The sequence below is a fragment of the Thalassobaculum sp. OXR-137 genome, from assembly GCF_034377285.1.
Lineage (GTDB): Bacteria > Pseudomonadota > Alphaproteobacteria > Thalassobaculales > Thalassobaculaceae > Thalassobaculum.
Map to the genome: position 1 here is coordinate 982,988 of NZ_CP139715.1, position 13,706 is coordinate 996,693.

A 13,706-nucleotide genomic window follows, 5' to 3' on the forward strand; every position below is an offset into this window, starting at 1 on the left:
AAATCGGTCCCGGCGCCGGTCAATCAAGGGCGCCGTCAGGGTTGTCGCACCGGCCGCAGTGTGGCACATCCCGGCGCAATCCGGAGCGCAAGGGCCGGTTTCGTAGCTGGGGAGAGACCCGAGATGGCCGATTACCGTACTCTCGACGGCGCCGATGTCGCCGGCAAGCGCGTGCTGCTGCGCCTGGACCTGAACGTGCCGATGAAAGACGGCAAGGTCACCGATGCCACCCGGATCGAGCGCGCGGCACCGACCGTCGCCGAACTGGCCGACAAGGGCGCCAAGGTCATCGTCGTCTCCCATTACGGCCGGCCCAAGGGCAAGCCGAACGCCGAGATGTCGCTGAAGCCGATCGTCGGTCCGCTGTCCAAGGCCGTCGGCCGCCCGGTCGCCTTCGCCGAGGATTGCATCGGCGCCGCCGCCGAGAGCGCGGTCGACAGCCTGTCCGACGGCGATGTTGTGCTGCTGGAGAACCTGCGCTTCCACGCCGGCGAAGAGGCGAACGATCCGGACTTCGTCGCCGGCCTCGCCAAGCTGGCCGACCTCTACGTCAACGACGCCTTCTCCGCCGCGCACCGGGCCCATGGCTCGATCGACGGCGTGGCGCGCAAGCTGCCGGCCCTGGCCGGGCGCCTGATGGAGGCCGAACTCAAGGCCCTGACCCGCGCCCTGGAGCGTCCCGAGCGGCCGGTCGCCGCGGTGGTCGGCGGCGCCAAGGTCAGCACCAAGCTGGATCTGCTGGGCAACCTGGTCGGCCGGGTCGACGTGCTCGCCATCGGCGGCGGCATGGCCAACACCTTCCTGCATGCGGGCGGGGTGGAGATCGGCAAGTCGCTGGCCGAGCGCGATCTGGCGGACACGGTGAAGGAGATCCAGGCCAAGGCGGATGCCGCCGGCTGCGAGATCCTGCTGGCGGTGGACGCGGTGGTGGCCGACACCCTGGCCGCGGGCGTGGCGACACAAACCGTCGATATTCTGGACGTGCCCGCGGATAAAATGATCCTCGATGTCGGTCCCAAGACCGTGGCCGCCATCGCCAAGCGCCTGGAAGACTGCAAGACCCTGGTGTGGAACGGGCCGGTCGGCGCGTTCGAGACCGAGCCGTTCGATGCCGGCACCAACGCCCTGGCGAAGGCCGCCGCCGACCTGACCGACCGCGGCCAGATCCTGTCTGTTGCCGGCGGCGGCGACACGGTCGCCGCGCTCGCCCATGCGGGGGTGATCGACCGCTTCTCCTACGTCTCCACGGCAGGCGGCGCCTTCCTGGAGTGGCTGGAGGGCAAGGACCTGCCGGGCGTGGCGGTGCTCAAGGCCTGAGACCACAGGCCGAAGGCCGACGCGACGTATCGCCGCGCCGGACGCGGCTATTTCGCCGGGCGAGTCGTTGCGTTTCGGTGACACTTCGCCTATCCAAACGGCGGCCGGCCAGAAAATGAGCCGTCGTTCAGCTTTATCTGGAGAGGACACGTGGGCAACAGCGCGACACGCATGGACCTGACCTCGCATGGACTGACCAACCTCGGCACCCAGCACTGGGACCTCGGCCCGGCGCTGCTGACCGAACACGCGATCCGGCGCGGCGAGGCCCGTCTCTCCGCCCATGGGGCGGTCGTGGTGTCGACCGGCGAGCACACGGGCCGCTCGCCCAAGGACAAGTTCATCGTCCGCGATGCCGCGACGGAGAAGACGGTCAACTGGGGCAACATCAACCAGCCGATCGACCGCAGCGCCTTCGACGCGATGCATGCGCGGGTTCAGGCCTACTATCACGGCCGCGATGCCTATGTTCTCAACTGCTATGCCGGCGCCGATCCGGAGCACCGCCTCAAGGTGCGGGTGGTGACCGAGACCGCGTGGCAGAACCTATTCGCCCGCAACATGTTCATCCGCCCGCCGGCGGAGGACCTGCCGGGCTTCGAGCCGGACTTCACGATCCTGCACGCGCCGGGCCTGACCGCCCGCGGCGAGCAGGACGGCGTGCGCTCCTCCACCTTCATCCTGGTCGATTTCGACCGCCGCATGATCCTGATCGGCGGCACCAGCTACGCCGGCGAGATCAAGAAGTCGATCTTCGGCATCCTGAACTACCTGCTGCCCGACCGCGGCGTCATGCCGATGCACTGCTCGGCCAATGTCGGCCCGAAGGGCGACAGCGCGATCTTCTTCGGCCTCTCCGGCACCGGCAAGACGACCCTGTCGGCCGACGGCAGCCGCACCCTGATCGGCGACGACGAGCACGGCTGGTCGGAGAACGGCATCTTCAACTTCGAGGGCGGCTGCTACGCCAAGGTCATCAAGCTCAGCGAAGAGGCCGAGCCGGAGATCTGGGCCGCCTCGCACCGGTTCGGAACGGTGCTGGAGAACGTGGTGATGGATCCGGTCACCCGGATGCTGAACCTGGACAGCGCGGAGCTGACCGAGAACACCCGGGCCTGCTACCCGATCGACTACATCGCGAACACCTCGGCCACCGGCATGGCCGGCCATCCGGTCAACGTGGTGATGCTGACGGCCGACGCCTTCGGCGTGCTGCCGCCGATCTCCAAGCTGACGCCGGATCAGGCGATGTACCACTTCCTGTCCGGCTACACCGCGCGCGTGGCCGGCACGGAAAAGGGCGTGACCGAACCGCAGGCGACCTTCTCGACCTGTTTCGGCGCCCCGTTCATGCCGCGTCACCCGAGCGTCTACGGCGAGATGCTGCGCGAGCGGATCGCCAAACACGGCGCCACCTGCTGGCTGGTGAACACCGGCTGGTCCGGCGGCCGCGCCGGGTCGGGCGCCGAGCGCATGAAGATCGCCTATACCCGCGCCATGGTCCGCGCCGCCCTGGACGGCTCGCTCAGCGGGGCGCCGGTGCAGGAAGACGGCCATTTCGGCCTGCTGGTGCCGGAGAGCTGCCCGAACGTGCCGAGCGGCGTCCTGCGTCCGCGCTCCGCGTGGAGCGACGGTGCCGCCTACGACGCCACCGCGAACGAGCTGCGCGGCCGGTTCGTGGAGAACTTCAAGCCGTTCGAGGCCTTCGTCGACGACAGCGTCAAGGCCGCCGGCGTCCGCCGCGCCGCCTGATCGACTCCAGCCACCTGCCGGGTCCACCTGCCGGGTTTCAGTGCCCGGCAGGTGCCTCGCTGCGGGCGACCACGCGGTCGATCAGCCCCCAGTCGACCGCCTCTTCCGCCGTCATGAAGCGGTCGCGGTCCAGGGTGCGTTCCACCTCTTCCTCGCTGCGTCCGCAATGCTCGGCATAGAGCCGGATCATCCGCCGCTTGGTGCGCTGCATCTCCTCGGCGTGGATCAGGATGTCCGAGGCCTGGCCCTGAAAGCCGCCGAGCGGCTGGTGGACGTGGAGGCTGGCGTTGGGCAGGGCCGCCCGCAGGCCCGGCTCGCCCGCCATCAGCAGGAACGACCCCATGGACCGGGCGGTGCCCATGCACAGGGTCTCCACCGGCGCGCGGATGTAGCGCATGGTGTCGTACATCGCGAGGCCGCTGGTCACCACGCCGCCGGGCGAGTTGATGTACAGGTGGATCGGCTTGCGCGGGTTTTCGGCCTCCAGGAACAGAAGCTGGGCGCAGACCAGGGCCGAGACCGTGTCGTTCACCTCGCCGTTCAGGAAGATGATCCGCTCCCGCAGCAGCCGGGAATAGATGTCGAAGGATCGCTCTCCGGCGCTCGACTGCTCCACGACCATGGGGACGAGCTGCATCGCGTCACGCATCGGTGACCTCCTGGATTCCGGTGATGGGGAGTGGGTCGGGGGGTGTCAGGCCGCCAGCATGACGGGGCCGCGATCGCTGTTCGCCGGCACCAGCCGGCGCGCCGACAACCGGGCATCGGTCAGATCGTGGATGATCGTCAGCCGGGTCCCGCCGGCCCGGCCGGGAGCGAGCCGGAACGTCACCACGCTCTCCAGATGGGGCGGCTCGGTCTCGCGCATCCGGTAGCGGATCTCCTTGCCCGGAACGGTGTGGATCGGCTCCGGATCCGCAAGATCCTCTGCCGGAAGCCACTTCTCCCGTACCTCCGGGGAACTGATCGCCCGCCAGGCGCTCTCGACGGAGGCATCAAGGTCATAGTCGAACGTCAGGGTCGCGGGGTGGTCCGTCGCCTTCGCCGGTACGCGCTTCGGATCGCTCATGGCTCCATGTCCTTCAGAAGGTCCGACAAGGCATTGACCCGGGCCGGCCAGTAGGCGCGGTAGCGGTCCAGCCATCCCGCGACCAGGGCCAGGCCTTCCGGGTCGATCTCGTAGTTGACGACCCGTCCCTGGCGCTCCTCGCGCACGAGCCGCGCTTGGCGCAGAACGGAGAGATGCTGGGAGATGGCCGGCTGGCTGATCGCCATGCCCTGGCGCAGCGCGCTTGCATTCATCCGGCCGGCGGCGAGCTTGTCGAAGATCGCCCGTCGGGTCGGATCGGCCAGCGCCCTGAAGATGTCGTTCTCGATCATGCAAACACATAAGCACGCACTTATGTGTTTGGCAAGCGCATGCTCCGGGGAGGCCTAACGCCGCTCGAACACCAGATTGACGAACAGGGCCGGCAGGTAGCGCCGAGCGATCGGCAGCTTGGGCTGCTGCTCCTGGCGGCGGAGCATGGCGATGTTGTCCTGCTGGTCGTACACCGTCTCGAACAGCCGGCCCTCGATCTCGAAGGGCGTGCGGGCCACGTCGATCCGGCCGTCCACGGTGATCTTGTAGGCGGCGTCCAGTCCGGAACCGGTCGCGCTGTAGTACATGTCCACGGGCTCCAGGTCCGGGAACAGCTCCAGCAGACCGCGGAACGAGAACCGCCAGAAATCGTCGGGATAGCCGTGGAACGCCTGGACCCAGGGCACGGCGACATAAAGGGTGCCGGCCGGGGCCAGCAGGCGCGCGACGTTCTCCGCCGCCTCGAAGGGCCGGCGCACATGCTCGAGAACGTGCTGGCACAGGATGAGGCCGAAGCGGCGGCCGTCGACCGCCTGGTCCAGCCGCTCGAAGGGCCAGCAGAGATCGGCGACCACGTCGACGCCCTCGCCCTCGGCGATGTCGAGACCGGTGAAGTCGCGGCCCGCCATCCGCTTGCGCCAGCTCGTCTCCACCCGATCGACGACCTCGACCCGGGATCCGATCTGCAGCACCGGATCGCAGCCGCGGGCGGCAATGCGCGCGGTCTCCACGGCACTGGTGGACGAGACGACATCGATCTTCGGGGCCGGCCCCGCCGGAACAGTGTCTGACATGGAAGTCAGTCCTGCCCCAGAAAGGCCACCCGGATCAAGAGCGGCAGCCCGCGCCGCCGGTCCTGGTACGGTCGGAGGTCCGTCAGGCCGCGGGCGTGCGGGCGACGTCGCTGACCAACTTCTGCCCGATCTCGCCCAGCCGTTTGGCCTCGGCCATGTAGTCGTCGGCCGCCTTCTTCATCCATTCCTGCTGCATCTCCGCGGCCTGGACGAAGGACCCGCAGCCCGCCAGGGCGTGCCCGAACTCGGCGTCGTAGCGCAGACGCTGGGCGACGAAGCGGGTCATTTCCTGATTCAGCTCCGCCATCCCCTCGACATACCGGCCGAAGGCCTGGGAGGTCGCCTCCACCAGCGGACCCTGAAGGGCGGTGAGGGTGGCGGCCTGCTTGTCCGCCGTCTCGGTCCAGCCGTTGGCCTGGGCGGCCTCGCGCGCAGCCTTGGCCACGGTCTTCGACGTCTTCTCCATCGCCTCCTGCCCGGCCTTGATGGACTTGTCCACGGACTGTTCGATCTCGGAGGTCTCGGTCGGCTGCTTAGTCATGGTGTGCTCCCTTGACGGTACGATTGACGTTACGACCCCCCGCCCGGGTCGATGGGCGGCCCGAAGGCGCGCCGCACGGTCTGCGGACCCGGCATTTTCCCAGCGTACCGAATTCAGGTTGCACTCGTGTTGATCTGAATCAACCGGGTTGAAAAAATCGATTTTCCGGACCGTTTGACCGGGCCGTCGACCCCAACGTGACGAATCGCACCCACACGCGGTTGCCCGCGCAACGGAAACGCGCTATGCCGCATCGCACATATCTCGGGCCGTCGCCGGCCGCCTCAGCCGCCGGCAGCCGCGGGATGTCCAGGCCAACGCTTGCGACAGGGGAAATCATGGCTCGCAACAAGATCGCGCTCGTGGGCGCGGGTAATATCGGTGGCACGCTGGCACTTCTCGCCGGCCTCAAGGATCTCGGCGACGTGGTGCTGTTCGACATCGTCGACGGCGTGCCGCAGGGCAAGGCGCTGGACATCGCCGAAGCCTCGCCGGTCGAAGGATTCGACTCCGTTCTTTCCGGCGCCAGCAGCTACGAAGCGATCAAAGGCGCCGACGTGGTGATCGTCACCGCCGGCATCCCGCGCAAGCCGGGCATGAGCCGCGACGACCTGATCGGCACCAACGCGAAGGTCATGAAGGCCGTCGGCGAAGGCATCAAGGCCAATTGCCCGGACGCGTTCGTGATCTGCATCACCAACCCGCTCGACGTGATGGTCGGCCTGCTGCAGAAGTACAGCGGCCTGCCGAAGAACAAGGTTGTCGGCATGGCCGGCGTGCTCGACAGCGCCCGCTTCCGCTACTTCCTGGCCGAAGAGTTCGGCGTGTCCGTCGAGGACGTGACCGCCTTCGTGCTCGGCGGCCATGGCGACACCATGGTGCCGCTGATCCGCTACTCCACCGTCGCCGGCATCCCGGTTCCCGACCTGATCAAGATGGGCTGGTCGACCCAGGAGAAGATCGACCAGATCGTCCAGCGCACCCGCGACGGCGGTGCGGAGATCGTCGGTCTGCTGAAGACCGGTTCGGCCTTCTACGCGCCGGCCAGCTCGGCGATCCAGATGGCCGAATCCTACCTGAAGGACAAGAAGCGGGTTCTGCCCTGCGCCGCCTATGTGGACGGCCAGTACGGCCTCAACGGTCTCTATGTCGGCGTGCCGACCGTGCTCGGCGCCGGCGGCGTGGAGAAGATCGTCGAGATCGAACTGAACGCCGACGAGAAGACGATGTTCGACAACTCGGTCAACGCCGTCAAAACCCTCAACGAAGTCGCCGCGGGCCTGCCCGATTGACGGGTAAGCGCGCTCGCACCGTACGGAGCGGGGAACGATGAACATTCATGAGTATCAGGCCAAGACTCTCTTGGCCAAGTACGGCGTCGCCGTGCCGAAGGGCGGGGTGGCGTTCACCCCGGACGAGGCCGTGAAGGTCGCCGAGGGGCTGGGCGGACCGGTCTACGTCGTCAAGGCGCAGATCCACGCCGGCGGTCGCGGCAAGGGCGGCGGGGTCAAGGTCGTGAAGTCGATCGACGACGTCCGGTCCGAGGCCGAGCGCATGCTGGGCATGACCCTGGTCACGCACCAGACCGGCCCGGAAGGCAAGGAAGTGAAGCGGGTGTATGTGGAGGAAGGCTCCGACATCGCCCGTGAGCTGTACCTGTCCTTCCTGGTCGACCGGTCGACCTCGCGGGTGACCGTGATCGCCTCCACCGAGGGCGGCATGGACATCGAAGAGGTCGCCGAGAAGACCCCGGAGAAGATCCTGACCGTGGCGATCGATCCGGTGACCGGCATGTCCGGCCACTACGCCCGGCGCATCGCCTTCGCGCTTGGCCTGGAAGGCAAGCAGGTCGGCGCGGCGGTGAAGTTCCTGACCGGCCTGTACGAGGCGTTCACCAGCCTCGACGCGTCGCTGATGGAGATCAACCCGCTGGTCGTGACCGGCGCGGGCGACCTCATCGCCCTCGATGCCAAGATGAACTTCGACGACAACGCCCTCTACCGTCACAAGGACGTCGCCGAGATGCGCGACGAGGACGAAGAGGATCCGATGGAGCTCGAGGCGGGCAAGTACGAGCTGAACTACGTGAAGCTCGACGGCTCGATCGGCTGCATGGTCAACGGCGCCGGCCTGGCGATGGCCACCATGGACATCATCAAGCTGTACGGCGGCGAGCCGGCCAACTTCCTCGATGTCGGCGGCGGTGCCACGAAGGAGCGGGTGACCGCGGCCTTCAAGATCATCCTGTCCGACAAGAACGTCGAAGGCATCCTGGTCAACATCTTCGGCGGAATCATGCGCTGCGACGTGATCGCCGAGGGCGTGGTCGCCGCGGCCAAGGAAGTCAGCCTGCACGTTCCCCTTGTGGTGCGCCTCGAGGGCACCAACGTTGAGCTCGGCAAGCAGATCCTGGCCGATAGCGGCCTGCCGATCGTGTCGGCCGACAACCTGGGCGACGCCGCAGCGAAAATCGTCAAAGCCGTGAAGGAGGCCGCGTAATGGCCGTTCTTATCGACGAGAACACGAAGGTCATCTGCCAGGGATTCACCGGCAGCCAGGGCACCTTCCACAGCGAGCAGGCGATCAAGTACGGCACCAAGATGGTCGGCGGTGTGACCCCCGGTAAGGGCGGCCAGACCCATCTCGACCTGCCGGTGTTCGACACGGTCGAGGACGCGGTGAACAAGACCGGCGCCAATGCCAGCGTCATCTATGTTCCGCCGCCGTTCGCGGCCGACAGCATCCTGGAGGCGATCGACGCCGAGCTGCCGCTGGTGATCTGCATCACCGAAGGCATCCCGGTGATGGACATGATCAAGGTCAAGCGCGCCCTCACCGGCACCAAGACCCGCCTGATCGGTCCGAACTGCCCGGGCGTGATCACTCCGGACGCCTGCAAGATCGGCATCATGCCGGGCCACATCCACAAGCGCGGCAAGATCGGCATCGTGTCGAAGTCGGGCACGCTGACCTACGAGGCGGTGGCGCAGACCACGGCGGCGGGCCTCGGCCAGTCGACCTGCGTCGGCATCGGCGGCGACCCGGTCAACGGCACCAGCTTCATCGACGTGCTGGAGATGTTCCTGGCCGATGACGAGACCCAGGGCATCATCATGATCGGCGAAATCGGCGGCTCCGCCGAGGAAGAGGCGGCCGAGTTCCTCAAGTCGAACTCGAAGAAGAAGCCGGTCGCCGGCTTCATCGCCGGTGTGACCGCCCCTCCGGGCCGTCGCATGGGCCATGCGGGCGCCATCATCGCCGGCGGCAAGGGCGGTGCCGGCGACAAGATCGAGGCCATGAAGTCGGCCGGCATCAAGGTGTCGGACAGCCCGGCGGCGCTCGGGGAGACGATGGTCGCCGCGATGGGCGGCTGATCGGCCGACCAACAGATCCAGAGGACGGGGCTGGCCACAGCCCCGTCCCGGTCTCCCGATACCGGCCCGGCGGCCTTGATCCGTCGGGAAGATCGGAGGACCATGGAAATATCACTGAATGTTAACTATTCATTTGGTGTAGTGGCAGGGACGACGCCGGGTTGACCCGGCAGGTGGGGCCGCCGACGCGGGTGGCCGGCTCCGCAGCGAGCGCAGAGGCGGTGAACGCAGATGTCCATGGACTATCAGGACTACACCTTTCTGAACGGTGCGAACGCGCCGTTCATGGCGGAACTTTTCGCCCGATACCTTGAGAATCCGGGCTCGGTCGACGAAAGCTGGCGATCGTATTTCGATGCGCTGAGCGACGACGTCGACGCCGCAACCACGGACGTGCGGGGGCCGAGCTTCGCGGCCCGAACCACCAAGATCATCGGCGCGGCCGATCCGGACGCCGCCCCGGCGAAACCGGGAAAGAAGCCCGGCGCCAGCGCGCTGTCGACCGACGACGTGCGCGCCGCCACGCTCGATTCGCTCCGGGCGATCATGATCATCCGGGCCTACCGGATCCGCGGCCACCTCAAGGCCAAGCTGGATCCGCTCGGGCTGGAGGCGCCGACGCCCCATCCGGAGCTCGATCCCGAGACCTACGGTTTCACCGACGCCGACTGGGACCGGCCGATCTTCATCAACAACGTGCTGGGTATGGAGACCCCGACCCTGCGCGAGATCATGGAGGTCCTGGAGGGCACCTATTGCGGCTCCATCGGTGTCGAGTTCATGCACATCCAGGACCCGGCCCAGAAAGCCTGGATCCAGGAGCGCATCGAGCAGATCCGCAACCAGACCGACTTCACCCCGCTGGGCAAGCGCACCATCCTGGAGCGGCTGACCGCGGCCGAGAGCTTCGAGAAGTTCCTGGCCGTGAAGTATGTCGGCACCAAGCGCTTCGGCCTCGACGGCGGCGAGACGCTGATCCCCGCGCTGGAGCAGATCCTGAAGCGCGGCAGCCAGCTCGGCCTGGAAGAGGTGGTGCTGGGCATGCCGCACCGCGGCCGCCTGAGCGTGCTCTGCAACTTCATGAGCAAGCCGTTCCGCGCCATCATCTCGGAGTTCCTGGGCAATCCGGCGAACCCGGAGGATGCGGGCGGCTCGGGCGACGTGAAGTACCACATGGGCGTGTCCGCCGACCGCGAGTTCGACGGCGCCAACGTGCACCTCACCCTGAACGCCAACCCGTCGCACCTTGAGATCGTCAACCCGGTCGTGCTCGGCCGCGTCCGCGCCAAGCAGCAGCAGCGCCAGGACAAGGACCACAAGAAGGTCATGGGCATCCTGCTGCACGGCGACGCGGCCTTCGCCGGCCAGGGCGTGGTGGCGGAGACCTTCGATTTCTCCGGCCTGCGCGGCTACAAGACCGGCGGCACGATCCACATCATCGTGAACAACCAGATCGGCTTCACCACCAGCCCGCACTATTCGCGCTCGTCCCCGTATCCGACGGACGTGGCGAAGATGGTGATGGCGCCGATCTTCCACGTGAACGGCGACGATCCGGAGGCGACCGTCCATGTCGCCCGTATCGCCGCGGAATTCCGCCAGGAATTCAACGTCGACGTGGTCATCGACATGATCTGCTACCGCCGCTTCGGCCATAACGAGGGCGACGAGCCGCGGTTCACCCAGCCGCTCATGTACGAGAAGATCGGCGAGCATAAGACGACGCGCGAGATTTATGCCGAGCAGCTCGTCAAGGACGGCACGCTGACCAAGGAAGAGGCCGACAAGATCCTCGAGGACGAGAACGCCTATCTCGCCGAGGAGTTCGAGGCCGGCCTCTCCTACAAGCCGAACAAGGCCGACTGGCTGGAAGGCAAGTGGTCCGGGCTGAAGGTCGCCTCCGGCGATGCGCGGCGCGGCAGCACCGGCGTCGACATCAAGGAGCTGAAGCGCATCGGCGCCAAGCTCTGCGAGGTGCCGGAAGGCTTCAACCTGAACAGCAAGCTCAACCGCTTCATTTCGGCCCGTCAGAAGGCGATCGAGAGCGGCGAGGGCATCGACTGGTCGACCGGCGAGGCGCTCGGCTTCGCCACCCTGCTGACGGAAGGCTTCATGGTCCGCCTGTCGGGCCAGGACAGCCAGCGCGGCACCTTCTCCCAGCGTCATTCGGTCTATATCGACCAGAAGACGGAGGAGCGGTACGTCCCGCTGAACAACATCCAGGACAAGCAGGCCCATTACGAGGTCATCGACAGTCCGCTGTCCGAGGCCGGGGTGCTCGGTTTCGAATACGGCTACAGCCAGGCCGAGCCGAACGCGCTCACCTGCTGGGAAGCCCAGTTCGGCGACTTCGCCAACGGCGCCCAGGTGATCATGGACCAGTTCGTCTCCTCCGGTGAGGCGAAGTGGCTGCGCATGTCCGGTCTGGTGATGCTCCTGCCCCACGGCTACGAGGGCCAGGGCCCGGAGCACTCGTCCGCCCGGATCGAGCGCTACCTGCAGCTCTGCGGCGAGGACAACATGCAGGTGGTGAACTGCACCACGCCGGCGAACTACTTCCACGTCCTGCGCCGGCAGCTGCACCGCGACTTCCGCAAGCCGTTGATCATCTTCACGCCGAAATCGCTGCTGCGCCACAAGCTGGCGGTCTCGAAGCTGGAGGAGATGGGCCGCGACACGACCTTCCACCGGGTGCTCTACGACAACGAGACCCTGTGCGACGACAAGGACGTAAAGCGCGTCGTGATCTGCTCGGGCAAGGTCTACTACGACCTGTACGAGGAGCGTCAGAAGCGCGGCATCAAGGACGTCTTCTTCCTGCGTCTGGAACAGATGTATCCGTTCCCCCGCAAGGCGCTGCTGCAGGAGCTGTCGCGGTTCCCGCAGGCCGAGGTCGTGTGGTGCCAGGAGGAGCCGGCGAACATGGGTCCCTGGACCTTCGTCGACCGCCGCCTGGAAGACGTGCTGATCGAGCTGGACGGCGCCTGCAAGCGGCCGCGCTATGTCGGTCGCCGCGAGGCCGCCTCGCCCGCCACCGGCAATGCGAGCCGCCACGCGCGCGAGCAGGCCGCCCTGGTCGACGAGGCCCTCACCGTGGACATGGCGAGCAAGGGACGGATGGCGGCCGAATAGGCCTGAGCACGTCGAGACGCTGACACCATATGTAACGCAACACGGCGGACACCCCGGCGGGTCGGCCCACGCATGACGAAAGATGAAGAGGACCAAGAGTATGGCGACGGAGATCAAGGTTCCGACACTCGGGGAGTCCGTCTCCGAAGCGACGGTGGCGAAGTGGATGAAGTCCCCGGGCGACGCCGTCGCCGCCGACGAGCCGTTGGTCGAGCTTGAGACCGACAAGGTCACTCTCGAGGTCAACGCGCCGGCCGCCGGCGTCCTGACCGAGATCCTGGCCAAGGAAGGCTCGGAGGTCGAGGTCGGCGCCCTGCTCGGCTCCATCGACGAGAGCGCGACCGCCGCGCCGAAGAAGGAAGAGCCCAAGAAGGAAGCGGCCAAGTCCGAGGCTCCGAAGGAAGAGCCGAAGAAAGAGGAGCCGAAGAAGGAAGCCGCCAAGCCGGCGCCGGCCGCCGCCGCCTCTTCCGGCAGCCACGATCTGAAGACCATGTCCCCGGCCGTGCGCAAGCTGGTCGACGAGAACAACCTGGACCCGACCAAGATCAAGCCGACCGGCAAGGACGGCCGCCTTGTGAAGGAAGACGTGCAGAAGGCGATCGAGGCCGGCACCGCGAAGCGCTCGTTCAGCGCCGCGCCCGCCGGCGGTGCCGCCCCCTCCGGCCCGCTGCCGCCGCGCCCGGAAGACCCGCGCGAAGAGCGGGTGAAGATGACCCGCCTGCGCCAGGCCATCGCCCGGCGCCTGAAGGAGGCTCAGAACACCGCGGCCATGCTGACCACCTTCAACGAGGTGGACATGACCAACGTCATGGCCCTGCGCAACGAGTACAAGGACGGCTTCGAGAAGAAGCACGGCGTGAAGCTCGGCTTCATGAGCTTCTTCGTGAAGGCGTGCATCGCCGCGCTGCAGGAGCTGCCGGCGGTCAATGCCGAGATCTACGGCGACGAGATCGTCTACAAGAACTTCTTCGATGTCGGCGTCGCCGTCGGCACTCCGTCGGGCCTGGTGGTGCCGATCCTGCGCGATGCGGATCAGCTCTCCTTCGCCGGCGTGGAGAAGGGGATCTACGACCTCGGCGTGAAGGCGCGCGACGGCAAGCTGTCCCTGGCCGAGATGCAGGGTGGCACCTTCACGATCTCGAACGGCGGCGTCTACGGCTCGCTGATGTCGACCCCGATCCTCAATCCCCCGCAGTCGGGCATCCTGGGCATGCACAAGATCCAGCCGCGGCCGATGGCCGTCGGCAATTCGGTCGAGATCCGGCCGATGATGTATCTGGCGCTGAGCTACGACCACCGGATCGTCGACGGCCGCGAGGCGGTGACCTTCCTGGTCAAGGTGAAGGACGCCATCGAGGATCCGCGCCGCCTGCTGCTGGACCTGTAAGCCACGCCACCGCCTCGGTTACGCGCGGCACGATTACCCTTGGGGAGTT

12 protein-coding genes are annotated in these 13,706 nt (G+C 67.0%); 7 read left to right on the plus strand and 5 right to left on the minus strand.

Annotation, left to right across the window (positions count from 1 at the left end; all coding sequences use genetic code 11):
* Window positions 1–123 precede the first annotated feature (123 nt).
* Both T8K17_RS04590 and T8K17_RS04595 read left to right on the plus strand, forming a co-directional pair.
* A complete protein-coding gene (locus T8K17_RS04590; protein ID WP_322333329.1) occupies window positions 124–1,317 on the plus strand; it encodes a phosphoglycerate kinase in 1,194 nt (397 codons plus the stop codon).
* Between the two features lie 150 nt (window positions 1,318–1,467).
* Window positions 1,468–3,069, plus strand: a complete 1,602-nt coding sequence (locus T8K17_RS04595) for a phosphoenolpyruvate carboxykinase (RefSeq protein ID WP_416153168.1) — start codon at window positions 1,468–1,470, stop codon at window positions 3,067–3,069.
* Window positions 3,070–3,106: 37 nt separating this feature from the next.
* Here T8K17_RS04595 and T8K17_RS04600 read toward each other — a convergent pair whose 3' ends face one another.
* From T8K17_RS04600 to T8K17_RS04620, 5 genes are all read right to left on the minus strand, one after another.
* A complete protein-coding gene (locus T8K17_RS04600) occupies window positions 3,107–3,718 on the minus strand; it encodes an ATP-dependent Clp protease proteolytic subunit (protein ID WP_322333330.1) in 612 nt (203 codons plus the stop codon).
* A 45-nt stretch (window positions 3,719–3,763) separates the two neighbouring features.
* Window positions 3,764–4,138 carry an SRPBCC domain-containing protein gene (locus T8K17_RS04605; RefSeq protein WP_322333331.1) on the minus strand — a complete coding sequence of 125 codons (375 nt, stop codon included), beginning with the start codon at window positions 4,136–4,138 and terminating at the stop codon, window positions 3,764–3,766.
* Window positions 4,135–4,449 (minus strand): metalloregulator ArsR/SmtB family transcription factor, encoded by a 315-nt coding sequence (locus T8K17_RS04610; RefSeq protein ID WP_322333332.1) that lies wholly within the window; start codon window positions 4,447–4,449, stop codon window positions 4,135–4,137. The genes T8K17_RS04605 and T8K17_RS04610 overlap by 4 nt, the downstream gene beginning before the upstream one ends.
* A gap of 54 nt (window positions 4,450–4,503) precedes the next feature.
* Window positions 4,504–5,223, minus strand: coding sequence for a methyltransferase domain-containing protein (locus T8K17_RS04615; protein WP_322333333.1), 720 nt, complete (start codon window positions 5,221–5,223; stop codon window positions 4,504–4,506).
* 82 nt (window positions 5,224–5,305) lie between these two features.
* On the minus strand, window positions 5,306–5,764 hold the full coding sequence (locus T8K17_RS04620; RefSeq protein WP_322333334.1) for a phasin family protein: 459 nt from the start codon (window positions 5,762–5,764) through the stop codon (window positions 5,306–5,308).
* Window positions 5,765–6,102: 338 nt separating this feature from the next.
* Between T8K17_RS04620 and mdh the strand changes: the two genes are divergently transcribed.
* From mdh to odhB, 5 genes are all read left to right on the plus strand, one after another.
* Window positions 6,103–7,056, plus strand: coding sequence for a malate dehydrogenase (mdh, locus tag T8K17_RS04625; protein ID WP_322333335.1), 954 nt, complete (start codon window positions 6,103–6,105; stop codon window positions 7,054–7,056).
* Window positions 7,057–7,093: 37 nt separating this feature from the next.
* Window positions 7,094–8,263, plus strand: a complete 1,170-nt coding sequence (sucC, locus tag T8K17_RS04630; RefSeq protein WP_322333336.1) for an ADP-forming succinate--CoA ligase subunit beta — start codon at window positions 7,094–7,096, stop codon at window positions 8,261–8,263.
* On the plus strand, window positions 8,263–9,138 hold the full coding sequence (sucD, locus tag T8K17_RS04635; RefSeq protein WP_322333337.1) for a succinate--CoA ligase subunit alpha: 876 nt from the start codon (window positions 8,263–8,265) through the stop codon (window positions 9,136–9,138). The genes sucC and sucD overlap by 1 nt, the downstream gene beginning before the upstream one ends.
* Window positions 9,139–9,369: 231 nt before the next feature.
* On the plus strand, window positions 9,370–12,270 hold the full coding sequence (locus T8K17_RS04640) for a 2-oxoglutarate dehydrogenase E1 component (RefSeq protein WP_322333338.1): 2,901 nt from the start codon (window positions 9,370–9,372) through the stop codon (window positions 12,268–12,270).
* A gap of 100 nt (window positions 12,271–12,370) precedes the next feature.
* Complete coding sequence (odhB, locus tag T8K17_RS04645) at window positions 12,371–13,657, plus strand: 2-oxoglutarate dehydrogenase complex dihydrolipoyllysine-residue succinyltransferase (protein WP_322333339.1); 1,287 nt, start codon at window positions 12,371–12,373, stop codon at window positions 13,655–13,657.
* Window positions 13,658–13,706 lie beyond the last annotated feature (49 nt).

What these genes read in the sequence shown, in the direction of transcription:
- T8K17_RS04590 (WP_322333329.1), top strand. Translation starts at nt 124, where the DNA reads ATGGCCGATTACCGTACTCTCGACGGCGCCGATGTCGCCGGCAAGCGC.
- T8K17_RS04600 (WP_322333330.1), bottom strand. Translation starts at nt 3,718, where the DNA reads ATGCGTGACGCGATGCAGCTCGTCCCCATGGTCGTGGAGCAGTCGAGC.
- T8K17_RS04605 (WP_322333331.1), bottom strand. Translation starts at nt 4,138, where the DNA reads ATGAGCGATCCGAAGCGCGTACCGGCGAAGGCGACGGACCACCCCGCG.
- T8K17_RS04610 (WP_322333332.1), bottom strand. Translation starts at nt 4,449, where the DNA reads ATGATCGAGAACGACATCTTCAGGGCGCTGGCCGATCCGACCCGACGG.
- T8K17_RS04615 (WP_322333333.1), bottom strand. Translation starts at nt 5,223, where the DNA reads ATGTCAGACACTGTTCCGGCGGGGCCGGCCCCGAAGATCGATGTCGTC.
- T8K17_RS04620 (WP_322333334.1), bottom strand. Translation starts at nt 5,764, where the DNA reads ATGACTAAGCAGCCGACCGAGACCTCCGAGATCGAACAGTCCGTGGAC.
- mdh (WP_322333335.1), top strand. Translation starts at nt 6,103, where the DNA reads ATGGCTCGCAACAAGATCGCGCTCGTGGGCGCGGGTAATATCGGTGGC.
- sucC (WP_322333336.1), top strand. Translation starts at nt 7,094, where the DNA reads ATGAACATTCATGAGTATCAGGCCAAGACTCTCTTGGCCAAGTACGGC.
- sucD (WP_322333337.1), top strand. Translation starts at nt 8,263, where the DNA reads ATGGCCGTTCTTATCGACGAGAACACGAAGGTCATCTGCCAGGGATTC.
- T8K17_RS04640 (WP_322333338.1), top strand. Translation starts at nt 9,370, where the DNA reads ATGTCCATGGACTATCAGGACTACACCTTTCTGAACGGTGCGAACGCG.
- odhB (WP_322333339.1), top strand. Translation starts at nt 12,371, where the DNA reads ATGGCGACGGAGATCAAGGTTCCGACACTCGGGGAGTCCGTCTCCGAA.